This window comes from Streptomyces sp. NPDC015139, assembly GCF_043079785.1.
GTDB lineage: Bacteria > Actinomycetota > Actinomycetes > Streptomycetales > Streptomycetaceae > Streptomyces > Streptomyces albidocamelliae.
Genome location: NZ_JBIBUW010000009.1, coordinates 105905 through 127667 on the forward strand (window position 1 = coordinate 105905; position 21763 = coordinate 127667).

General features: G+C 71.8%; 18 protein-coding genes. 10 read left to right on the forward strand and 8 right to left on the reverse strand.

Annotated elements, in window-relative coordinates; translation table 11 throughout:
• Positions 1 to 204: 204 nt before the first annotated feature.
• Positions 205 to 711, forward strand: coding sequence for a hypothetical protein (locus ACF08B_RS24420; RefSeq protein ID WP_392319356.1), 507 nt, complete (start codon positions 205 to 207; stop codon positions 709 to 711).
• A 16-nt stretch (positions 712 to 727) separates the two neighbouring features.
• On the opposite strand, the gene ACF08B_RS24425 is transcribed toward ACF08B_RS24420, so the two are convergent.
• On the reverse strand, positions 728 to 1312 hold the full coding sequence (locus ACF08B_RS24425; RefSeq protein ID WP_392319357.1) for a hypothetical protein: 585 nt from the start codon (positions 1310 to 1312) through the stop codon (positions 728 to 730).
• 161 nt (positions 1313 to 1473) lie between these two features.
• Between ACF08B_RS24425 and ACF08B_RS24430 the strand changes: the two genes are divergently transcribed.
• Complete coding sequence (locus tag ACF08B_RS24430; protein WP_392319358.1) at positions 1474 to 3102, forward strand: alkaline phosphatase D family protein; 1629 nt, start codon at positions 1474 to 1476, stop codon at positions 3100 to 3102.
• Positions 3103 to 3130: 28 nt separating this feature from the next.
• Here ACF08B_RS24430 and ACF08B_RS24435 read toward each other — a convergent pair whose 3' ends face one another.
• Positions 3131 to 3469: an STAS domain-containing protein gene (locus ACF08B_RS24435; protein ID WP_392319359.1), complete on the reverse strand. Its 339-nt coding sequence runs from the start codon at positions 3467 to 3469 to the stop codon at positions 3131 to 3133.
• A gap of 32 nt (positions 3470 to 3501) precedes the next feature.
• Here ACF08B_RS24435 and ACF08B_RS24440 point away from each other — a divergent pair, with 32 nt between their 5' ends.
• The 6 genes from ACF08B_RS24440 (at position 3502) to ACF08B_RS24465 (ending at position 8413) form a co-directional block, all read left to right on the forward strand.
• Positions 3502 to 3693, forward strand: coding sequence for a hypothetical protein (locus ACF08B_RS24440; RefSeq protein WP_392319360.1), 192 nt, complete (start codon positions 3502 to 3504; stop codon positions 3691 to 3693).
• 402 nt (positions 3694 to 4095) lie between these two features.
• Positions 4096 to 5808 (forward strand): sensor histidine kinase, encoded by a 1713-nt coding sequence (locus ACF08B_RS24445; protein WP_392319361.1) that lies wholly within the window; start codon positions 4096 to 4098, stop codon positions 5806 to 5808.
• Complete coding sequence (locus tag ACF08B_RS24450) at positions 5805 to 6215, forward strand: roadblock/LC7 domain-containing protein (RefSeq protein WP_392319362.1); 411 nt, start codon at positions 5805 to 5807, stop codon at positions 6213 to 6215. The genes ACF08B_RS24445 and ACF08B_RS24450 overlap by 4 nt, the downstream gene beginning before the upstream one ends.
• Complete coding sequence (locus ACF08B_RS24455; protein WP_392319363.1) at positions 6212 to 6583, forward strand: DUF742 domain-containing protein; 372 nt, start codon at positions 6212 to 6214, stop codon at positions 6581 to 6583. Before ACF08B_RS24450 ends, ACF08B_RS24455 begins: the two co-directional genes overlap by 4 nt.
• A complete protein-coding gene (locus ACF08B_RS24460; RefSeq protein ID WP_392319364.1) occupies positions 6564 to 7169 on the forward strand; it encodes an ATP/GTP-binding protein in 606 nt (201 codons plus the stop codon). The genes ACF08B_RS24455 and ACF08B_RS24460 overlap by 20 nt, the downstream gene beginning before the upstream one ends.
• Entirely contained in the window at positions 7166 to 8413 is a 1248-nt protein-coding gene (locus ACF08B_RS24465; protein WP_392319365.1) for a cytochrome P450, read from the forward strand. Before ACF08B_RS24460 ends, ACF08B_RS24465 begins: the two co-directional genes overlap by 4 nt.
• A gap of 56 nt (positions 8414 to 8469) precedes the next feature.
• Here ACF08B_RS24465 and ACF08B_RS24470 read toward each other — a convergent pair whose 3' ends face one another.
• Complete coding sequence (locus ACF08B_RS24470) at positions 8470 to 10185, reverse strand: hypothetical protein (RefSeq protein WP_392319366.1); 1716 nt, start codon at positions 10183 to 10185, stop codon at positions 8470 to 8472.
• Positions 10186 to 10739: 554 nt separating this feature from the next.
• Here ACF08B_RS24470 and ACF08B_RS24475 point away from each other — a divergent pair.
• The gene (locus ACF08B_RS24475; RefSeq protein WP_392319367.1) at positions 10740 to 11552 is read left to right on the forward strand and encodes an intradiol ring-cleavage dioxygenase; all 813 of its coding nucleotides are present in this window, start codon (positions 10740 to 10742) and stop codon (positions 11550 to 11552) included.
• 307 nt (positions 11553 to 11859) lie between these two features.
• A complete protein-coding gene (locus ACF08B_RS24480; RefSeq protein ID WP_392319368.1) occupies positions 11860 to 14175 on the forward strand; it encodes an ATP-binding protein in 2316 nt (771 codons plus the stop codon).
• A gap of 186 nt (positions 14176 to 14361) precedes the next feature.
• Here ACF08B_RS24480 and ACF08B_RS24485 read toward each other — a convergent pair whose 3' ends face one another.
• The 5 genes from ACF08B_RS24485 to ACF08B_RS24505 all read right to left on the reverse strand — a co-directional run bounded on the left by ACF08B_RS24485 (position 14362) and on the right by ACF08B_RS24505 (position 21619).
• Positions 14362 to 15048, reverse strand: a complete 687-nt coding sequence (locus ACF08B_RS24485; RefSeq protein WP_392319369.1) for a class I SAM-dependent methyltransferase — start codon at positions 15046 to 15048, stop codon at positions 14362 to 14364.
• Between the two features lie 171 nt (positions 15049 to 15219).
• Positions 15220 to 15957 carry a flavodoxin family protein gene (locus ACF08B_RS24490; protein ID WP_392319370.1) on the reverse strand — a complete coding sequence of 246 codons (738 nt, stop codon included), beginning with the start codon at positions 15955 to 15957 and terminating at the stop codon, positions 15220 to 15222.
• A gap of 194 nt (positions 15958 to 16151) precedes the next feature.
• The gene (locus ACF08B_RS24495; protein WP_392319371.1) at positions 16152 to 18431 is read right to left on the reverse strand and encodes a S9 family peptidase; all 2280 of its coding nucleotides are present in this window, start codon (positions 18429 to 18431) and stop codon (positions 16152 to 16154) included.
• Positions 18404 to 20188, reverse strand: a complete 1785-nt coding sequence (locus ACF08B_RS24500; RefSeq protein ID WP_392319372.1) for an N-acetylglutaminylglutamine amidotransferase — start codon at positions 20186 to 20188, stop codon at positions 18404 to 18406. The genes ACF08B_RS24495 and ACF08B_RS24500 overlap by 28 nt, the downstream gene beginning before the upstream one ends.
• A 237-nt stretch (positions 20189 to 20425) precedes the next feature.
• Positions 20426 to 21619 (reverse strand): glutamate--cysteine ligase, encoded by a 1194-nt coding sequence (locus tag ACF08B_RS24505; RefSeq protein WP_392319373.1) that lies wholly within the window; start codon positions 21617 to 21619, stop codon positions 20426 to 20428.
• Between the last annotated feature and the right edge of the window lie 144 nt (positions 21620 to 21763).

The following is a 21763-nucleotide window of genomic DNA, read 5'->3' on the forward strand; positions in this document are numbered from 1 at the left end:
TCATTGCAGCATTCGGCAGTTGGCCCCGCACGTCCGGACGGCCTTTGCAGCGGGGACGGTGACGGCTGCCCGGCGCCGTTCCCGGACAGGGACAGGGCCGTTCGGGTGCCGGTGCCGCCCGGGCGCCCCGCTCGGTGTGCGGGACCCGGCCGCGCCCCCTTCACTGAGATGGACAGACCGATCCGAGTGCACGGGAGGCGCGGCATGACAGGGAACTGGACACGGGGTGCGGCCGGCACGGCGCTGGCCCTGGCCGTCACGGTCGGGGCGGCCGGCTGCTCCGACAACTCCGGAACCCCCTCCACCGGCTCCAGCAAGGCGGCGTCGGCGGCCAGCAAGGCGGCTTCGGCGGCCTCCTCCCTCGCTTCCCAGGGGACCGACGCGCTGGCCTCCGCCACGGCGGAGGCCAAGCGCAAACTCGACGAGGCCAAGGGCGGTGTCAAGGCCAAGGACGACGTGAGCCTCGGCTCCGCCACCATCGGCGGCGACGGCAAGGCCACGGCCAAGGTGACCGCGAAGAACACCGCGGACGCCAGTAAGTCCTTCGCCGTGCAGGTCAACTTCACGGACACGAGCGGCAACCTGCTGGACGTGACCGTGGTGAAGATCAGCGACGTCGCCGCCGGCGCCTCCGGTGACGGCACCGCCACCAGCAACCGGAAGCTGACCGGACAGGTCAAGGCGGACGTCGCCACGGCCCTGCGCTACTGACGCCGGTGGCTTTGGCTCACCAGGTGTGGGCCACGTCCACCACCAGACGGTCGGCCACGTGCTGCACCCGGAACGGCAGCCGTGCCCGCACGCCCAGACCGACCTGGGTGACTCCCTCGTAACTGGAGCCGAACTTGGTGTCCCTGAAGGTGCGGTAGCCGGTGACGCTGACGCCGGGCAGCGTCTTGCCGGGCCGGGCGGGGTAGGTGGGTTTTCCGGTCTCCGGGTCGTACGCGGGCGCGCCCACCCTGATGTCGAGGATCGCCCCTCCGGCGACCGGTATCACCATGTCGGAGGGATCCTGGCGGAAGGTCTTGACGTAGGCGACGGAGTAGGTCAGCGGAGCCGTGCCGCCGCCGACGTCGAAGACCATGCGGTCGTAGCAGGTGTGCCGGCCGGTGCGGATGTTCGTCAGCGAGTGCGCGACCGCCGAGTCGCGGGTGGCGCGCTTGGGCAGACTGCCCCATCCCGTCGGGCACGTGGTCGCGGCGGCGGCCGACGTCCTGCCGTCGGCCGCCGACGCGGCCGTGGCCACGAGGTTCAGTGATCCCGCTGTCACGAGCGCGACCACGGCGACCGCCGGCCATCTACGCTTGTTCATGTTTTGCCCCCTGGCGTGACGGTATCGAGCGAAGCGTCACTCATATGACGTTCGCCACCGGCGTTTGGTTGTGCTGTCGCCGGAACGATGTCTACCGCCCCGCTCTGTCCCCCGGTCCCGCCGTTGCGTACCGTACGGTGCGACGGAGGAGGGGACCGCCGATGGCCGAACTGCGCCTGGGGCCACTGCTGAGGCACACCGACGACTCGTCCGCCACCGTGTGGGTGGAGACGAGCCGGCCGTGCGCCGTCGAGGTGCGCTGCTCGACCGGGGCACGGGCGCACGCCCCGACGTTCCAGATCGCCGGGCACCACTACGCGCTCGTCACCGTGACCGGACTGGAGCCGGGGACCTCGGCCTCCTACGAGGTGTTCCTGGACGGCGGCGCGGTCTGGCCGTTGCCCGGCTCCGCGTTCCCGCCCTCGGTCATCCGGACCCCCGCCGAGGGCGACACCGTCAGGATGGCCCTCGGTTCCTGCCGGTGGGCCGCGCCGCCCGCGGACGGCAAGGATCCGGTCGGCACGGACGCCCTGGACAGCCTCGCCACCCGGCTGGCCACCGACCCCGACGCCGAACGCCCGGACGTGCTGCTGCTGTTGGGCGACCAGGTCTACGCCGACGAGACCTCCGCGGACACCCGGAACTGGCTGGCCTCCCGCCGTGACCTCCGTGAGGCCCCGGGCAGTCAGGTCGCCGACTACGAGGAGTACTGCCACCTCTACTACGAGTCCTGGCTCGACCCGCAGATCCGCTGGCTGCTGTCCACCGTGCCGAGCCTCATGATCTTCGACGACCACGACGTCGTCGACGACTGGAACACCTCGGCCGCCTGGCTGGAGGACATGCGCGCGACCGCGTGGTGGCAGGAACGGCTGCTGAGCGGCCTGATGTCGTACTGGGTGTACCAGCACCTCGGCAACCTCACCCCGGCCGAGCTCGCCGACGACGCGACGTACGCGGCGGTGCGTGACACGCCCGACGGCACCGATGCGCTGCGCGCGTTCGCCGCGAAGGCGGACGCAGACTTCGCCTCCGTGCGCTGGAGTTACCGGCGTGACTTCGGCCGGGTCCGGCTGCTGATGGTGGACTCGCGGGCGGCCCGGGTGCTACACGAGGACCGCCGTGCCATGCTCGACCCCGCCGAGGCGGAGTGGGTGCGGGAGCAGGTGCTGACCGGCCCGGGATCGTACGACCAGCTCCTGATCGGCACCTCGCTGCCCTGGCTGCTGCCGCATCTGGTGCACGACGCGGAGGCCTGGGACGCGGCCCTGTGCGCGGGAGAGCGCGGGGCGCGGTGGGCGCGGCGGGGCGAGCGTCTGCGGCGCGGGGCGGACCTTGAGCACTGGGCGGCGTTCCCCCGGTCCTTCGCCGACCTGGCCGCGTTGATCGCCGAGGCCGGTTCCGGGGCGGGTGCGCCGGCCGGTGTGTACGTGCTGTCGGGGGACGTGCACCACGCCTATGTGGCGGAGGCCAGCTGGCCGTCCGGTGGCCCCGACGCGCGGGTCGTGCAGCTCACCTGCTCGCCCGTGCACAACTCCGTGCCGGTCTGGATGCGGCTCGGGTTCCGCTTCGGCTGGAGCCGCCCGGCCCGGCTCCTCGGCCGAGTACTCGCCCGGCACGGCCGCTGCCCCCGGCCGCCGGTGAAGTGGCGCAAGAGGGGCGGCCCCTGGTTCGGCAACCAGCTCATGACCCTGACGCTGCACGGGCGTTCGGCCCGGCTGCGGCTGGAGCGGGCGGGAGCGGACGGCAGGCTGCGCACCGTGCACGAGACCACGCTGACCACACGGTGAGCCCGCGGCCGTGCGGCGCCGGCGTCCGTCAGGGGCCGGGGGGATCGCCGCCGGTGCGGAAGGTGAAGATCTGGTCGAGGCCGACGATGGTGAGGGTGCGCAGCAGGCTCGGCGGGACGTCGGCCAGGACGACGTCGGCGCCCGCGGCCAGGGCACGTTGCCGTGCGGCCAGGAGTTCCGTGATGCCGGTGGAGTCGCAGAACTCCAGGCCGGACAGGTCCAGGGTCAGGCTCTCCCCCGGGTTGAGGACGACGTGTTCGACCTGCCGGCGCAGGGTGGCGGCCTGCTCGTAGTCGAGTTCGCCGGCCACGGTCAGCACGGGCCCGGTGGCGGCGGCGCGGTGAGTGATCTTCAGCGGAGTCATCATGAGTGATTCGTTGCCGGGCGGGTGGCGGATTGGTGGGCGGGTACGCCCAGGGCGAGCAGGGCGGTCTCGTCGTCCAGGCCGTCGCCGAACCCTTCGAGGAGTCCGGTGAGCGCGGTGATCACCGCCTGGGGTGGGGCCGGAGCCTGCTCGGTGACGAAGGCCAGCAGGGCCTCCTCGCCGTACAGGTCGTCACGGGTGGGTCGTGTGGACGGTGCCGCCGGTGAGCAGCTCCTCGAAGTGTCGGCCAGTGGCGCCGGCGGTGCGCCGGACCGCGGCGACCTCCGGAACGTGCGTGTCGGAGACCTCTTTCAGTGGTGGGCCCGGGTGGTTGCAGATCAAGCGCAGTGCGGTGAGCAGCCTGAGTGGAACGGCGAGCAACAGGAAGCTTGTGCCAAGACAGCTGTCCGGCAAATGTCCCGGTCCCATGCGGACCGATCCTGTCGGAGAGTGACGGAACCCTCACCTCCGTGGACCGGGATGGTTGATCCTTTTGCCCCCGAGCCCTATAAGCTCCTTTCTAGCGCCGCGAGTTGGCCCGGTCACCACCGATGGTCTCGTGGTGCGTACTCATGAGTGCGGTCCCGTGCACGCCCCCCTGTTCGATCGTGTTGGTTCGAAGGATGCAGATGGAACTCGCCTCCCCGCCTCCGGCGGCGCGGCCTCCCGTCGCCTGGTACAGCTGGTGGATGATGCCACTGGCCTTGGGAGGCGGGACGGTAGCCGCGACATTCATGAGCTCCGAGCGAATAACCCTCGCTGTCGCCGGCGCAGCGGCCACCGCGGCCGGCACCGTGTGCGTTCGGCTCCTGCTCCGCACCCGGGCGCAACTCGGCCGCGCCGAGGCCGGGTTCCGCGCCCAGCAGGCCGAGCAGACCCTGCAGTGGCAACAGCATGTGGCGGGCTTGGAGCGCAAGTTAGCGGCCGAACGGGTTGCCCTGGACGGCGAGCGTGCCGCCATGGAGAGCCACCGCGTCGAGCAGACCGGCGCCTTCCAGGTACAACTCGCCGAGCAGAAGCGGACCTTCGAGGAGCGACTGGCCGGACAGGCCCAGTCCTACGAGGCGCGGCTTGCCGACCAGGCCGAGGTGTTCGAGGAGCGGCTGACCCAGCAGCACGAGGCGGTCGCCCGGCTCGCCCGTGAGCAACTACCAGGGGCACTGCAGCGGTTGCGTGCCGGCGACGCCGTCGACGACCTGCTGCCGACCACCGGCCAGAACGACAAGGTCAGTGCCGAGCTCCAGGCCGAGCTGCGCAAGGTCCTGCGGACCTCGCTGATCGGTGTTGAGGCCGAGTTCAACCGCTCCACCTCCGCCGAACAGGCCGTGATCAGTATCGGCAACCGAATCCACGTGCTCACCAGCAAGCTACGCGGACGCCTGCACGAGATGCAGGGCGAGCACGGACGGATGCCGTCCGTGGCGCGCGGACTGATGGAGCTGGACCAGGCGGTCGGCCCCGCCGACTGCCTGGCCGCCAGCGTCGGTGTGCTCGGCGGCACGGACCGGCCCGGCCGCCAGTGGCAGGAGCCGCAGCGGCTGCTCGGCGTGGTCCGCGGCGGTATCGGCCGGATCAAGGACTTCCACCGCGTCGAGGTCCGACAACTGCCCGAACTGGGCGTCGACGGCGCGCTGGTGGATCACCTCACGCTGATCTTCGCCCACCTCCTGGACAACGCGGCCCGCTATTCGCCGCCCACCGAACCGGTGGTCGTCTCCGGCAAGGAGGTGCCCAACGGCGTCGGCATCGAGATCCAGGACTCCGGCAAGGGCCTGAGCGATGAGAAGAAACGCGAGGTCGAGCACGTCCTGGCCGGTACCGCGCCCGGCGCCGGCCTCGGTGGCATCTCGGAGGATGCCAGCATCGGTCTGCGGGTCGTCGGCTCCCTGGCCCGCCGTTACGGCATCCGTGTCACCTACGCCGACTCACCGTGGCTCGGCACCTCGGTGGTCGTCGTGGTCCCGCACAAGTACTTCAGCCAGGTTCCTGCGTCCGCCGCGGCCACCGTTGCGGCCACCCCGGCAGCCCGGACCGCGCCGGAGCCCGCGTCCCGCGCCGCCGTCACCACCGCGTCGGCCGATCTGCCGACGCTCGCGGGTGACGACGTCGAGACCACCCCTGGGGGTCTGCCACGACGCCGCAGCAGACGAAGCGAGGCGGCCCGCCACGAGCCGGCCGATCGCATCGAACGCAGCGAGTGGACCGCGGCCGCGGCCGTCCCACCGGACGAGTCCTTCGCCGGGCTGGCCGCCTTCGCCACGGCGGGCCGGGAACCCGCCGACGCCACCGCCGGACGCGAGTCCCCCGAGCATCACGCCGAAGAAAGCGACAAGTCCGAATGACGCAGCAGGGAACCGACGTGAGCTGGGCGCTCCGCGATCTGGTGGAGTCCATACCGGAGATCCGCTTCGCCCTGGTGGCCTCCAGCGACGGCAAGGCCATCACCGCCTACGGCGCCGAAGACCCCGACGACGTCGACCGCTTCGCCGCGGTGGTGGCCGGGCTCCAGGCGCTGGCCCAGCCGGTCGCCGAACAGTTCCCCCACTACGCGGGGCAGTTGCGGCTGGCGATGATCGAGGTCGACGGCGGCCACCTGTTCGTCGTGCGGGCCGGGATGGAGACCTATCTCGGCGTCCTCGCCCGCGAGGGCCTCGACCAGGGGCTGCTCGGACATCAGATGAGGGACTTGGCGCGCAGAATGGGTGAGCTGCTCGGGACCACCCCACGCCTGGAGGAGCACTCTGGATGAGTGCTCCCCGTCGGCCCACGGACCCGTCCGGTCTCGAGCGCTACTACGTCCTCACCAAGGGGCGCAGCGGACCGGGCGGTTCGGCGTCGAGCCTTGACGTGGCGACCCTCATCGCATCCCGCGCGGCCCCCGTCCCTGGAATGCAGCACGAGCACGAGGAGATTCTCCGGCGCTGCCGCGATCCCTTGTCGGTGGCCGAACTCGGCGCCCACCTCGGATTGCCCTTCAACATCCTCGCGGTGCTGCTGGCGGATCTGCTCGAGGCAGGTCGCGTCGAAGCCCGTGACCCCATTCCGGTGCACGACGCCGGCCGCGGGCCCGACCTCGCGCTCCTTGAGGAGGTACTCAGTGGACTGCAAAGGCTTTGACCACCCAGGCGGGCCGGAGACCGGTGGCACCCGCTCGGTGAAGGTGATGATCGCCGGCGGGTTCGGCACCGGCAAGACCACCATGGTCCGCTCGGTGAGCGACATCAAGCCGCTCACCACGGAGGAGACCCTCACCCAGGCGAGCGCCGGCGTCGACCATCTGATCGGGGTCGCGGAGAAGACGGAGACCACCGTCAGCCTCGACTTCGGCAAGATCAGCATCAGCGACAGCCTGAGACTGTACCTGTTCGGCACCCCCGGGCAGGAACGTTTCTGGTTCCTGTGGAACGGACTGTGCAAAGGCGCGCTCGGCGCGGTCGTGCTGGTGGACACCCGCCGCCTCGCCTCCAGCTTCCGGGCGATCGAGGAGATGGAGCGGCTGGAGGTGCCGTTCGTCATCGCCCTCAATGTCTTCCCCGACTCCAGGGAACACCCCATCGAGGAGATAAGGGACGCCCTGGACATCTCCCCCCACACCCCGATCGTGGTCTGCGACGCCCGCGACCGGGCCTCCAGCCGTGATGTGCTGATCACCCTGATGCGTCACTTGAAAGACCGCGCTGCCGTCGTCTTGGAGTCCCGATGAACGACCAGAACCCCGGCCGTCCCGACGCCCCTCGCGGCTGCCCGGTCGCGCACGGGTCGGCAGAGCTGGTCCGACTGTACGGGCCCGAGGCGGCGACCGACCCGCGCGGCATCTACGAGCGGCTGCGCAAGGAGCACGGCTCGGTCGCGCCGGTGCTGCTCGAGGGCGACATCCCCGCCTGGCTGGTCCTGGGGTACCGGGACAGCCGGCGAGTGCTGGACAACCCCCGCCAGTTCGCCCGGGACGGACGGATCTGGCGGCACTGGCGGGAGGGGCGGGTCGCGGACAACTCCCCACTGGTCCCGATGCTCGCCTGGCGTCCCGACTGTGTGTCCCAGGACGGCGAGGCGCACCGCCGACTGCGCGGTGCGGTCAGCGACGGGCTCCAGTCCGCCGCCAACCGCGGTATCCGCCGTCACGCCACACACTTCGCCAACAAGCAGATCGACGCGTTCGCGGACGCCGGCCGCGCCGATCTGGTGGCGGACTACGCCGACTTGCTGCCGATGCTTGTGACGGCCCGCGTCCTGGGGCTCACCGAGGCGCAGGGGCGTCGCCTGGTCGAGTCCTGCGCGCAGGTGATGAAGGGCGGCGAGGACGCCGTCCTGCACGACGGCGTGATCCGGGAGATCTTCGGTGATCTCGCAGAGCGCAGACGCTCCGAGCCCGGCTCCGACCTCGCCACCAGTCTCCTGGAGCACCACGCGGGGCTCGACCACGACGAGGTCGTGGCCCACCTGCGCGCGGTGCTGATCGCCGCGCACGTGACGACCAGCCTGCTGGCCCGGGTGCTGGAACTCATGCTGACCGACGCCTCCCGGTTCTCCGGGCTGATCAGCGGTCAGCTGAACATCACGGCGGTGATGGAGGAGGCCATGTGGAACTCCCCGCCGCTCGCCGTCCTGCCGGGGCGCTTCGCCGCCAGCGACATCGAACTGGGTGGGCACCGCATCGAGGAGGGAGACCTGCTCGTGCTCGGTCTGGGCGCAGGCAACGTCGACCCCGAGGTCCGGCCCGACCCGGGTGTCTCGGTGCACGGCAACCAGTCGCACCTGGCGTTCGGCGCGGGCCCGCACGAGTGCCCCGGGCAGAGCATCGGGACGTCCATCGTCGAGATCGCGGTGGACGTCCTGCTGCACCGGCTGCCGGGCCTGCGCCTGGCCGTGCCGGCCGAGGAGCTCAGCTCGACCGCGTCCACGTGGATGACCCTGCTGGACAGCCTGCCGGTCGAGTTCGAGGTGTAGGCAGGTCCCTTCGGACGACGCTGCCCCGGCCGGGGCGGCGTCGTCGGTTCGAGGCGTCAGCCGTCGAGCCAGTCGCCCGCGAGATCCGAGGGACGGTGTCCCATGGCGTTCCAGAGGAAGTGCGGGTGGGCGCAGCCGAACATGTAGGCGAGCAGCGCCACGTCCTCCCGCCCGGTCTGCGGGTCGTGCAGGGCGTGGAAGAACTCGGCTCCGACGGCGCCGGAGTCCTCCTGGATTTCACGGGCGCGGGCCGTGGACGGCGCGGCGTGGGACGCCTCCACGGCGGCGATGTACGTGCGGCGCAGTATTTCCCAGGCGCAGTCGACGTTGCCGTACCAGGGGCCGTGCAGTGCCTCGAAGGCATGGAGCTCGGCGTCGAAGAGGGGCCATGTCTCGGGGTGTTGGGCCCGGCAGCGTGCGGACAACTCGGCGGTCCGGGGGCTCAGCGCCGGTGCGGTGGGCCGCGGGGCGATGGTGAGGCTGGTGCCGTGGGTGAGGATGCCGGTGCAGGCGTCAGGCTGAAGGTCGCACAGCGGGCAGTCCTGGGCCGGGGGGAGGTCCTGGGTGATGCCGTCGAACCACAGGGCGTGCCGGCCGGTGAGCCCCAACCAGACGATGGTGCTGGGCATCAGCCAGGTGTTCCACATCGGTTGATGCGCCTCGGGCGTGCAGCCGTACTTGATGAGGGCGATGGCGCTGGCCGCGTAGAGGGCCTTGGTGTGGGAGGGCATGTCGGCGAGCCAGAAGTTGCTGATCTCGCCGGTGAGGGCATCGGCTCGTACGTCGACCATGTCGTCCACGACGCGGCACAGCAGCAGGGAGGCGAGGTGTTCCTCCTGCCAGAGTTCGGTGTCGGGCGCAACGTGCCAGAACAGGCAGTCCATCATCTGGAGGAGCGAGTAACTGCTCCGGCCGAGCGGATTGGTCTGGGGCAGTACGACGTTGCCCGCGTGATGCTGCCGGAGCCAGTACTCGTCCACGGAGCGCTTGTGGGCGGCGTAGAGTCCGCAGACCAGGGCCCGTGCGGTGTTGATGCTGAAATCCTCGGCCAGACGGCCCTCGATGAGTTGGGTGAGGTGCGTGGTGTCTATGGTGTCGATCACGCGCTTGTACTCGTGGAAGAGCAGGATGTCGTCCTCGAAGCGATGACGGTGGCCGAGGTCCCGCTCCAGGTCGTTCAGCTGCCGGGCCAGAACCCAGCCACCGGTCAGCACGCTGTCGAGTTCCGCGTGGTACGGCCACGTCTTGACGGTGAGGGGACGACCGGCGCTCTGCCGCCAGCCGTAGTCGTCCAGCGTGCGCTCGGGCGGCGTGGGCAGCCGACGGCACAGGGAGCAGTCGCAGACGGCTGTCCGCTCCTCCTCGCGCGACGGGGCGAGCGCCCGGCTCCGCCAAGCCGCTTCCAGCATCGCGCAGGTCAGTCGGCAGAGCTCGGTATCGCTGGTGACCTGGGGGAAGGCCTCGGCGATCAGGCGCAGTCTGGCATCGAGCCGCCGCAGCCTGGCGTGGCCCTCCTCGTCCGGCGGGAGGAACGCGCGCGGCGCCAGACGAAGGGCGCCCTCCACAGGCAGCGTGGTACCGGAACCGGGCAGGCGGAGCGCGTCCAGCCGCTGCCGAGCGGCGTTCTGCTGGTGCCGGTACTCGTCCGTGCACCCACGAGTGCGGTTCTCAATGAGGCGGGCCAATGCCTTCCCCGCCTCCGCCGACTGGTGTTGGGCGCCCGGCGGCGCCGGGATCACGCTGTGGACGAATGTCTCCGGACCCTCGCCCACGACTCGAGCATTCACACCGGTCTCCCCTCAAGCTGACTGCCTCACAACGGAATTGACCGACCGGGATGGTCGGCCGGTCGTGTCCGAGCAAGGGCAGCGGGTCGCCCGCCTCGAAGGAGAGGTACCGCCCGCTCGACTCGAACTCATGTTTTCGATACGTAAGTTGAATCGAAAAGCGGAACGAGGCTTCCCAGCGTCCAAATGATCTACACCGGAGACCGGCCGTGACCTCGCTTACTGCTCACGCGACTTGAGCTGCGTATACTCGCGCGCCCTCGCCGACGACCTTTGCCACCCCGCACACTTGGCGGCCCACCGGCGACTGGCACGACGACATGCGCGATCTGGGCGTGCGGGCGGGGAACTCCCTATTTCGTGCCGCTGCGAAGATGCTCAGCATCAGGTCGGCACACCTCATCCTGCCTCGCCCGTTCCTGAGGAGGCGCGGCTTTTCCGAGGTCCGGCGGGAGGACCCGCACGGGTTTCGTAACGCATCCGATCTCGTCGCTCGTCCGAGCGATCCGGTGGAACGTCGTGCGCGCCATGGTCGCTGCATGACTGATGCCCCCCACCACAACGCCACGGACCCGCAGCGCGCCGACGAGCCGGCCGAGAGCCCGGCCGGCGCCACCCGTAGGTCCGTCATCGCCGCCCTCGGCGGCGCCACGCTGGGCGTGGCCGCACTGGGACTCGCCGCCACGCAGCCCGCGGCCGCGGCGCCCCGGAGCGCGGACCGGCCCGCTCCCCCGCTCGCCGCGGCGTGCGTCCTCACGCCCGAGCAGACCGAGGGCCCCTACTACCTGGACCTGGAACGGGTCCGCAAGGACATCACCGAGGGCAAGGCCGGCGTTCCGCTGACCCTGCGCGTCACGGTCATAGACAGCACCACGTGCGCCACGCTGCCCGACACGGCCGTCGACATCTGGCACTGTGACGCGCTGGGCATCTACTCCGGCTACGTCGCCGGCGGATCCACTCCCGACACGACCTTCCTGCGCGGTGTGCAGCTGACCGACGCGTCCGGGGTCGCGGAATTCACCACCGTCTACCCGGGGTGGTACGTCGGCCGGGCCCTCCACATCCACGTCAAGACGCACGCCGGCGGCACCGTCTCCAACGGGACCTATCACGGAGGCCGTGTATCCCACACCGGCCAGCTCTACTTCTCGGAGGCGTACAACACCAGGGTCGCCGCCCTGTCCCCCTACCGGAACAACACGGCCACGCGCACGCTCAACGCGAGGGACGGCATCTACCGCAACGGCGGTTCGGCCACCCTGTTGACCCTCACCCAGACGGGCAGCGACCTGAGCAAGGGCGTGACCGGGACCGTCGTACTCGGGATCGACCCCAGCGCCACACCCTGACGGTCCTCCGGGAGCGGTGGCCGGGCGGCCCTGGGACGGTTCCGGCCGCCGCGCGCACCGCCCACTCGCCGCGCAGGGTTTCGGCACAAGAACGTGCGGCCAGGAATCGGGGATGAGCCGGAGTCGAACGTGCGAGGTATGCGGTACGACCCTGATCACCAGGCCGCAGGGCGGCCGGCCGGCTCGGTACTGTTCCAACGCCTGCCGGCAACGGGCGCTCCGGCGGCGGACGGCAGCGCGGGACACCGTCCGTACCCAGGGTGCCGCGTCGGTTGCGGCGCCCACCGTGGCACCCGTTGTGGCGACCGTGGCAACCCGTGACCGCGCTCTGCCGCCGGCGCTCGACTCCTTCGTCGGCCGACGGCGGGAGCTGTCGGGCCTGCGCGCGCTGCTCAGCAGCACACGGCTGCTCACGCTGACGGGGGCGGGCGGTGTGGGCAAGACACGGCTGGCGCTGGAATTCGCCAGAGGGTTGTCGAGCCGGTACGCCCGGCTCGACCTGGTGGAGCTCGGCTCGCTGCAGGACGGCGCAACTCTGACGCAGTCCGTGGCCGCCGCGCTGGGCGTGGGCGAACGGGCCGGCCAAACCGGGGTCGACCTCTTGGTCCGTGCCATCGGTGACGCCTCTCGGCTGCTGCTTCTGGACAACTGCGAGCACCTCGCCGAGCCGTGCGCCCGGCTGGTCCTGACCCTGCTGGGCCGCTGCCCCCGGCTGCGGATCCTGGCCACGAGCCGTGAGGCATTGCGGGTGCCCGGGGAGACCGTGTTCCGGGTCGGCGAGCTGTCCCTGCCGCCGGCGGACGCCGGGGACGACGTGACGGCCCTGCTGCGGGCAGACGCGGTGCGGCTGTTCGTGGAACGCGCCGCGCGCCGCTCGCCCGGGTTCGCGCTGGACAGGAACAACGGCCGGCTGGTCGCGGAGATCTGCAGACGGCTGGACGGCCTGACCCTCGCCGTGGAACTCGCGGCCGGCCACATCGGCACCCTCGCGCCGGGCGACATCCTCGCGGGCCTGGACGACCAGTTGTCCCAGCTGGACCTCCTGGCCGGTGGCAGCAGGACCGGGCCCCGGCGGCACAGCGGGCTCGCCACCGCCGTCGACTGGAGCCACCAGCTACTGGATCCGGCGGAACAGGCCGTCTTCCGGCGTCTCGCGGTCCTTGTCGGAGGGTTCGATCTGGCCGCGGCGCGCTCGGTGTGCGCCGGCGGCGGCATCGGGCCGCGAGAGGTTTTGCCCCTCCTGTGCGCGCTCGAGGAGAAGTCACTGGTCGTACGACTGCCGGGGGACGCGGCGCCCACCCGCTTCCGGCAGCTCGGTGTCATCCGCGCCTACGCCATGGAACGTCTGCGCGCATCCGGCGAGTTGGGCCCCACCCTGCGCAGCGCCCTCGCGTGGCTCCACGACATGGCCGAGAGAGATTGTGGGGATGTGTTCGCCGACCAGGCGAGCAGCCCGCTGACGGCGGAACGGGACAACCTTGCCTCGGTGCCGGCCCACGCCACCGGCCAGGGCGAGGCCGCGCGGGTACGGCTGACCCTGGAGCTGGCCCGGGTGCACTACCAGCAGGAGCAACCGTCGGCCGCGGGCGCACTGCTGAGCGGACTGCTGCGGGAAACCGGCGGTCGGGCACTGGGCGGGGAGGTGGCCGCGCTCGCCGCACGCGTGGCCGCCCAGCAGGCCGACCCGCACCGAGCAATGTCCCTGGGTGAGCGGGCGGTGAGCCTGGAGCGGCGGCGTCACGTGCCCGCTGGACTCGCCAACGCGCTCGACGCCAGGGCCGCGGCGTGGCTGTGTCTCGGCGCATTCGGCGAGGCCGTCACGGATCTGCGTGCGTGCCTGGACGTCGTCGCCCCGCTCGGCTCGCCCGAGGACGTCGCGTGGTGCACCCAGCACCTGGCCTGGGCGCTGCTCCAGGCGGGCGGGGAGCGCGAGGCCGACGAGCTGATGGCGGACTGTCTTCCGGTGCTCAGGGTGCAGGCGCCCTGGCCCCGGGCCGCGGCCGCGCTGCACACTGCGGGCGCCGTACGACTGGCTCTGCGGCAACTGGAGAGCGCCGAGGCCCTCTTCGCCGAAGTGCTGCGCATCGCCCCCGGGGGGAGCTTTCACGCTCTGTACCCCGTCGAGGGCCTGGCGCTGGTGGCCACGGAGAGCGGTGACATGCAGCGCGCTCTGCGGTTGTGCGAGGCGAGCACGCAGGCGCGACGCCGGCTGGACACCGAGCCCGAGGCGTCGTGGCGGCGCAGGGTCGAGCAGGCGGCGGCCCGTGCCCGGACCCTGCTGCCAACGGCGGCGCGGGAGGCCGCGGTCGTCGGCGCTCGCAAGCTGCGCGGGGACCGGCTCGTCGCCTACGCCCTGCGGACAGGGAGCGGTGAGCAGGTCCGGCGGGGGCCGGACACCATCAGGATCGGCGACGAGCGGTGGCAGCTGACCGCCAGGGAGTTCATGGTGGTGGAACTCGTCGCGAAGGGGCTGACCAACCGGCAGATCGCTGATGATCTCGGGCTTTCGGCGCATACGGTCGCCACACACCTGGACAGGGTGCGCGACAAGCTGGGTCTTCGCTCCCGCACACAGATCGCCCTGTGGTTCGGTCGAAGAGATTCGGAGGCTTCGGTTCCCTGACATCATTCGCGCTCTGCGCCTGATCTTCAGGCTTACCTGCAGTCAGGTCGAAGAAGTGATGGCTCTCGTCGATCAGCCGGGGCAGTCAGGGATCGACTGCCCGGCCGGCTCACCACCGCTCTACGGGCGCCTGGGCTCTGGCCCCGACCGCGGGAGCGACGGTGACGAGCCCAGCCAGTCCTGTGGTCATCGTGGCGGGAAGCGGTCGGGGGTCGATCTCTGGTGGGTCAGGGTCGCAAAGCGCCGCTCTCCGCTCGCCCACTGGTCGGTGACACTGAGGGCGAGATCCTTGGCGATCAAGCCGAGCGCGCGGCCTCCGATCCGCGCCCAGGCGAACGTCGGCCCGCTACGGCCCCGCTGGTCCTCCAACCGGGCGGTGCACACCTCGTCGACGTCCTGAGAGTCGACCTCTACGACGAGCCGCCCCGTCGGGGCGATGAGCCCGCGGCAACGACGGAGCAGACTGCGCGGGTTCCCTCCGATGCCGATGTTGCCGTCGATGAGGAGGACCGTCTGCCAGGCTCGCTCTGCCGGCAGCCGGTCGAAGACTGATCGCTGGAGCGCGAGGCCGCCCCGTGCGCTGGTCAGAGCGACGGCTAGGGGCGCGATGTCGACGCCGAGGGCGAAGACTTTCCGGCACAGCAGTTCTCCGCACAGCCGGCCCGGCCCGCACCCGACATCGAGAACGGGACCGACGCAGCGTTCCAGCACGGTCATGTCGTCCGCCGTGGGCCCGTCGTGCCAGCGGTTCACCGGCATCGGGAGCCGGCGGCCGTCGGCAAGGCGCAGGAACACCGGTCTGCTGCCGGGCCGCAGGGCCAGCGCGTAGGGGTCGTCGTCGAGGCCGTACGCTTCGTCCCCATCGGTCGTCACGGTAGGAGGCCAGGTCCTGGGAGGGGTCTGCTGCCGTCGCCGGGGCCCGCCTTGCAGCAGCGATGGGGTCGGGTCGCGCAGGCCACTGCGGACGCGGCGAAGAGCCCGCCGGTGATCGCCGTCTCGGGCCCGAAAACGGCACTGTCGGACAGGGCGTGCCTGGGCATCTTGCTACCGGTGCTCGGGGTTTTCTTGGTCATGGCGGCAGCCGGCGTCCCAGGCGGTGCGCTGGTTGCCGTAGGCCGGGATGCCGCCGAGGTCCTTCAGCGCCCGCGCCAGGTGCAGCAGGTTCCAGGTCATGAAGGTGGTGTTGCGGTTGGTGAAGTCGTTCTCCGGGCCGCCCGAGCCGGGATCGAGGTACGACGGACCGGGGCCCGCTTCGCCGATCCAGCCGGCGTCCGCCTGCGGCGGGATGGTGTAACCCAGGTGCTGCAAGCTGTAGAGGACATTCATGGCGCAGTGTTTGACGCCGTCCTCGTTTCCAGTGATCAAACAGCCGCCGACACGGCCGTAGTAGGCGTACTGGCCGTCCTCGTTGAGCAGGCTGGAGCAGGCGTAGAGACGTTCGATCACCCGCTTCATCACGGAGCTGTTGTCGCCCAGCCAGATGGGACCGGCCAGCACGAGGATGTCGGCCGCCATCACCTGCCGGTACAGATCCGGCCAGGCATCCGTCTGCCGGCCGTGCTCCCTCATGTCGGGCCACACACCGGTCGCGATGTCGTGGTCCGCGGCGCGCACCACGTCGACGTGCACTCCTTGACCGCTCATGACGGCGGTGCTGCGCTCGACGAGCCCCTGCGTGTTGCTCGGCTCCGGCGAGGGCTTCAACGTGCAGTTGATCACCAGGGCGCGCAGGTCGTCGTAGCTGGCCGGCGGTACATCAGTGGCGGGCGACGAAGCGGTCACACAATCCTCCCAGCAGCCCGGTCGCCGCACGGCGTACGGCGCGTTCCTCCCGCTCCAGCCTCGGAGGCCGCTCGGGCAGGCGCTACTGCAGCACCTCCAAATGGCTCGGCGATGAGACGACTGTTCACCCCTGTGGTCCCGGCGGCCGCCTGGACAGGAAGGGACGATCGGGCGCGAGGTCGGCCCGGCGATACCTATCTCGTCAGATGGCGCTGGATCCAGTCGGCGGCGCTGCGGCGGAAGAGGCGGCGGTTGTCCGCGCGGCGGAAGTCGTGGCCCTCCTCGCGCAGCATGAGGAGTTCGGCGTCCAGACCGCGCTCCCTCGCCGCCCGGACGAACTGCCGCGACTCCCCCACCGGCACGTTGGTGTCGTGCTCGCCGTGCACGGCGAGCACGGGGACGCGCAGGGCGTCGATACGGCTCATGGGTGACAGGGCCCGCAGCAGGTCGGCATCGCGTTCCGGATGCCCGTACTTGTGCGCGGCCGACTCGGCGATCCACGGTTCGGTGCCGACGAAGAAGGTGGACAGGTCCGACATCCCGCAGACGGCGACCCCGGTGCGGAACAGCTCGGGATGCCAGACGAGGGAGGCCATCGTGAGGTAGCCGCCGTACGAGCGGCCCATCACCGCGAGGCGCTGCGGATCGGCCAGGCCCGCCACCACGACGTGGGCCGCGCAGTCGGCCACGTCCTCGATCGCGGCGAACCGACCGGTGCCGAGGTCCGCGTCGACGAAGGAGCGGCCGTGGCCGGAGGAGCCGCGGACGTCGGGGGCGAAGACGTCCAGGCCGCGTTCGAGGAGTTCGTGGTAGAGCGGCTGGAGGACGGGGCGTTCCTGTTCCTCCGGGCCGCCGTGCAGATGCAGCACGCACGGGGCGCCCTCGTCCGGGGAACGACCCGGCGCGCGGTAGTACCAGCCGCCCAGGGCGAGCCCGTCCCGGGCGGTGGGGTGCAGGGGAAAGGGCCGTACGGGCGGATGGCCGGCGGCGAGGACCGCGTCCTGGTCGCGCGAGGACCAGGGGGTGCGCAGGGCCGTGCCGTGCGGCAGCCACCACACGCCGGGCCTGCGCCGCGAGCCGGACAGGGCCACCACGGGGCCGTCCGGGTCGGCGGTCGGTACGACGCGGGTGACCACCTCGTGCGGCAGCGGGACACCGCGCGAGGTGTCGTCCGGGGAGCCGTCGGCGGGCGGCTCGCGGAGGTCCGTGCCGAACTCAAGCGGCGCGCGTGCGGACAGGGCGGTGATCTCCAGGTCGCTGACACCGTGCCGGTTCCAGGACAGTACGGCGTGCTGCCCGTCCCGGTGCAGGCCCAGCAGTTCGAGGTCGCAGTCCGGACGTCCCGCGGCCACGCGCTGTCCCAGCCACTCCCCCCGTGCACCGAGCCGGACCTCCAGCAGCGCGGCGAACTCACGGTGGGTGTCGCTGCGCAGCCAGAGGGTCCGGCCGTCCGGGGAGAAGCCCCCGATCCAGGGGTCGCCGTCGGCCGCCCGGACGGTGCCGGTCACCGTGCGGTCCCGGCGCCTGAGGACGACGGCCTCGCGGCGTCCGCGCGGCCCCCGGCGCAGCAGGGCGAGCCTGCCGTCGCGGGTCAGGGCGCATGCGCGCAGCGTCGGTGCCCCCGCCTCGCCGGCGACCAGTTCCGGTGCGCTCGTGCCCTCCGGGTCGACGAGGTAGACGGCCAGCGCTCGCGGGGCGGCCTCGCGCGTCTGCGCGGTGTGGTCGGCCTGGACCACGGTCCGCTCCGTCTCCTGGTCGGCGGCGGTGGTGAGCGGCCTGCCGCCCAGCAGCACCGCCTGGCCGTCGCGGCCGGCCCAGCGGCCGGTGTGGGCGGGGGCGGGCAGGTCGGTGGTCGGCGGGGGCCCGTCGGGTCGGGCCCGGACGTCGCCGGCGGGCGCGGGTTCGGTGACGGTGACCGCGACGGCGGAACCGTCATGGGTCCAGCAGCCGAGGTAGGCCGACGCGCCGGGTTCACCCCCGGCCAGGAGCCGCCTTCCGGTGCCGTCGGGGCGCACGCAGAGGACCCGGGTGAGTTCCCCGCCGCCGGGGGCCGTGGTGTAGGCGATCCACCGGCCGTCCGGCGACCAGGAGACCTCCGTGACCGGGTCGGGGTCGGCGTCGAGGAGCCGGGGCTCGTCGCCGTCCACCGGGCCGGTCCACAGCTGCGGCACACCGGTGCGGTCGCAGATGAAGGCGACGTTCCGTCCGCCGGGATCCACGGACGGATACCAGCAGCTGTGCGCGGCGAGCCGCTGCGGTACGTCGTACGGGACCGAGGCGTCGGCGAGGAGCACGGGCTCCGGCGCCGCGCGGGCCGCGGTCGCGGCCGCCGTCGTGCCGGCCTCGGCGAGTGCCGTGAGGGCGGCGGCCGCCGTGCCGCCGCCGCCCGTCGCCGCGGCGTCGGTGTGCGGCGGCGGTGCCCCGGTGTCCGGGCGCGGACCGGTGGTCAGCGGATGCCGTGTGTCTGCAGCCATGTCTCCAACAGCGCTACCTGCCACAGTGTGTTCGCTCCTCGCCGGGTGCGGTGCGCGTTCGGTGCCGCGAGCAGTTCGTCGATGTGGTCCTGGCGGAAGACGCCCCGCTTGGCGGCTTCCGGGGCGGTGAGCGCCTCGCGGACCCGTTGCAGTACCGGGCCCGCCATGTGCTTGATCGCCGGGACCGGGAAGTAGCCCTTGGGCCGGTCGACGACCTCTCGCGGGAGGACCTTGCGTCCGGCGGCCTTCAGGACGCCCTTTCCGCCGTCGGCCAGCTTCAGTTCCGGCGGGCAGGCGGCCGCCAGCTCGACCAGTTCGTGGTCGAGGAAGGGCACCCGGGCCTCCAGGCCCCAGTCCATGGTCATGTTGTCCACGCGTTTGACGGGGTCGTCGACCATCATCACGTGCGTGTCCAGCCGCAGGTCCGCGTCGAGCGCCGTGTCGGCGCCGGCGGCCGCCATGTGGGCGTGCACGAACTCGGCGGAGACGTCCCGCTCGGCCAGCATCTCCGGTTCCAGGATGCGGGCGAGGTCGGCGTGGGAGCGGTCGAAGTAGGTGTCGATGTAGGCCTGCGCGGCCCGCTCCCGGGGCACGTCGGCCATCGCCGGGTACCAGCTGTAGCCCGCGAACACCTCGTCGGCGCCCTGGCCGCTCTGGACGACCTTGACCTCCTTGGCGACCTGTTCGGACAGCAGGTGGAAGGCGACCACGTCGTGGCTCATCATCGGCTCGCTCATGGCCAGCACCGCCGACTCCAGGGCTCCCGACACCCGGTCGGAGGGCACCATCAGCTGGTGGTGGCTGGTGGCGAAGTGGCGGGCCACCAGGTCGGAGTAGGGGAACTCGTCGCCCTCCTCGCCCCCCTCGGACTCGAAACCGACGCTGAAGGTGGCGAGGTCGTGCTGCCCCTCGTCGGCGAGCAGGGCGACGATGAGGCTGGAGTCCAGTCCGCCGGAGAGCAGCACCCCCACGGGCACGTCGGCCACCATGCGGCGGCGCACGGCGGTCCGCAGCGCCTCCAGCACCGCGTCCGTCCAGTCCTCGGCGTTCAGACCGGCGTGCTCCGGGCGGCGCGTGTACGGCGGCTGCCAGTAGCGGTGGTCGCGGAAGGTGCCGTCCCGCTCGATGACGCGGACGGTGGCCGGGGGGAGCTTGCGGACGCCGTTCAGGACGGTGTGCGGTGCGGCGACGGTCGCGTGCCAGCTGAAGTACTGGTGCAGGGCGACGGGGTCGAGGGAGGTGTCGACGTCGCCGCCCGCCAGGAGGGCGGGCAGGGAGGAGGCGAACCGCAGCCGGTCGAGCGTGTGCACCAGGTAGAGCGGCTTGATGCCGAGCCGGTCCCGGGCCAGCACCAGGCGGCCGGTGTCCAGTTCCGCGATCGCGAAGGCGAACATGCCGAGGAAGTGATCGACGCAGTCGGTGCCCCACTGCAGGTAGGCCTTGAGCACGACCTCGGTGTCGGAGTCGGAGTAGAACGTGTGGCCGAGCGCGCGGAGTTCGTCCCGCAGCTCACGGTAGTTGTACACGCAGCCGTTGAAGACGCCGGCAATTTTCTCGCGGGGGTCCGCCATGGGCTGGGCGCCGCTCTCCGACAGGTCGATGATCTTCAGCCGGCGATGGCCGAGGGCCACCGGTCCCTGGGACCAGAGGCCGCGTCCGTCGGGGCCGCGCGGCGCGAGGCGGTCGGTCATCCGTTCCACCGCCGCCATGTCCGGCCGCTCGCCGTCGAACCGTATCTCTCCGCTGAGTCCGCACATCAGAGGATCCCCTTCTCCCGGGCTGAGGACCGTACGGTGCGGGCCGTACGTCCGTTGCGGCGGAGCTGCCGGCCGGGCGGCCCGGTGCGGGCCGGGTGCCCCGGCGATGGGTGCTCGGGAATCGGGGGGTCCTGTGGGATGAGCATGAGCTTGTCGCACTCCTTTTTCGGACGACGGTGGGCGGCGGTTTCGGCCGCGCGGCCGGCCCGCCCGCCGATCGCGGGCGGGGCGGTCCGATCACGCGCTCGGGGTCGGGGCCGGGGGCCTGCCGGGGTGCCGGTGGGCGGCGAGGGCGTCCAGCCGTGCGGTGGCGGGCCGCCGGCCGCCCGCGGGGCGCGAGGCCGGGCGTTCGCCGCGGGTCTCGGCCACCACGAGGTCGACGCTGGCGAGGAGGTCCTCGGCCTGGGCGGCACGGCGCAGCCGGTGCGCCGCGGTACCGGTGGCCAGCGCCTCCTCCAGCAGGCCGTGCACGGTCTCCCAGTCGCCGGCCGCCTCCAGCGCGGGGCGCAGCCTGGCCAGCATGCCCGTCAGGACGTCCGGCGCCGGCGCCCCGTACCGGGTGACGGGGTCGACCAGATGTCCTTCGAGGCCCGATCGAGCCGCCCGCCAGGCAGCCGCCCGCAGCCAGTCGTGGCGGCCGTCGCAGACGGGACCGTCGGCGTGTTCCAGCTGCTCGCAGGCCTCGCGCACCAGGGCCCGGAAGAGGCCCGCGACCAGCACCACGGTCTCCACGCGGGGGCAGGCGTCGCAGATCCGCAGTTCCAGGGTGTTCTGGTGGGCCGAGGGCCGGACGTCGTGGTAGATCATGCCGGCGTCGCTGATGACACCCGACCGGATCAGTTCCGCGACCGCCTCGTCGTAGTCGGCGGCGTCCCGGTGACAGCCCGCCGGTCCGGCAGTCGGCCACCGCTGCCACAGCATGGTCCGCCAGCTGGCGTACCCGGTGTCCGTCCCCAGCCAGAACGGTGAGCTGGCGGAGAGGGCCAGCAGTGGCGGCAACCAGGGCGACACCAGGCACATCGCGCGGACGGCGGTGTCCCGGTCGGGGACGTCCACGTGTATCTGAGCGCTGCAGATGAGCTGTTCGTCGGCGACGCGCCGGTAGTCGTCGGCCATCCGCTGATAGCGGGGATCGGCGGTGACGTCCCGGGAGCCGAGACCGGCCAGCGGGACGGTTCCCGCGGCGACGACCGCGAGGCCCGCCGTGGAAGCGGCCGCGTCCAGGCGGCGCCGGGTGGAGGCGAGGTCCGTCCACAGACCGTCGAGGGTGTCGTGCACGCCGCTGTTGCTCTCCACGACCGACCGCTGGAGTTCGCTGGTGAGGCCGGGCCTGTCGAAGCGGCCGAGCAGTTCGGCGGCCCGCGGGACGAGCCGCCCGCTCTCGACGTCGAGGACATGGAATTCTTCTTCTGCCCCGAGGCGCACTGTCACGATCTCTCCCCGGTAGTAGTGGACAGCCGCCGCTACGCCGGCGGACCGGCCGGATGACGGCGGTTGACGTGGGTCCGGGTTCCCTCATCGTCCGCCAACAAGCCGCATACGGCACATTTTGCGGTGAAGATCGCTCATCTGAGC

Coding starts and splice junctions, on each gene's coding strand:
- ACF08B_RS24420 (WP_392319356.1), top strand. CDS start 205: ATGACAGGGAACTGGACACGGGGTGCGGCCGGCACGGCGCTGGCCCTG.
- ACF08B_RS24425 (WP_392319357.1), bottom strand. CDS start 1,312: ATGAACAAGCGTAGATGGCCGGCGGTCGCCGTGGTCGCGCTCGTGACA.
- ACF08B_RS24430 (WP_392319358.1), top strand. CDS start 1,474: ATGGCCGAACTGCGCCTGGGGCCACTGCTGAGGCACACCGACGACTCG.
- ACF08B_RS24435 (WP_392319359.1), bottom strand. CDS start 3,469: ATGATGACTCCGCTGAAGATCACTCACCGCGCCGCCGCCACCGGGCCC.
- ACF08B_RS24445 (WP_392319361.1), top strand. CDS start 4,096: ATGGAACTCGCCTCCCCGCCTCCGGCGGCGCGGCCTCCCGTCGCCTGG.
- ACF08B_RS24450 (WP_392319362.1), top strand. CDS start 5,805: ATGACGCAGCAGGGAACCGACGTGAGCTGGGCGCTCCGCGATCTGGTG.
- ACF08B_RS24455 (WP_392319363.1), top strand. CDS start 6,212: ATGAGTGCTCCCCGTCGGCCCACGGACCCGTCCGGTCTCGAGCGCTAC.
- ACF08B_RS24465 (WP_392319365.1), top strand. CDS start 7,166: ATGAACGACCAGAACCCCGGCCGTCCCGACGCCCCTCGCGGCTGCCCG.
- ACF08B_RS24475 (WP_392319367.1), top strand. CDS start 10,740: ATGACTGATGCCCCCCACCACAACGCCACGGACCCGCAGCGCGCCGAC.
- ACF08B_RS24495 (WP_392319371.1), bottom strand. CDS start 18,431: ATGGCTGCAGACACACGGCATCCGCTGACCACCGGTCCGCGCCCGGAC.
- ACF08B_RS24500 (WP_392319372.1), bottom strand. CDS start 20,188: ATGTGCGGACTCAGCGGAGAGATACGGTTCGACGGCGAGCGGCCGGAC.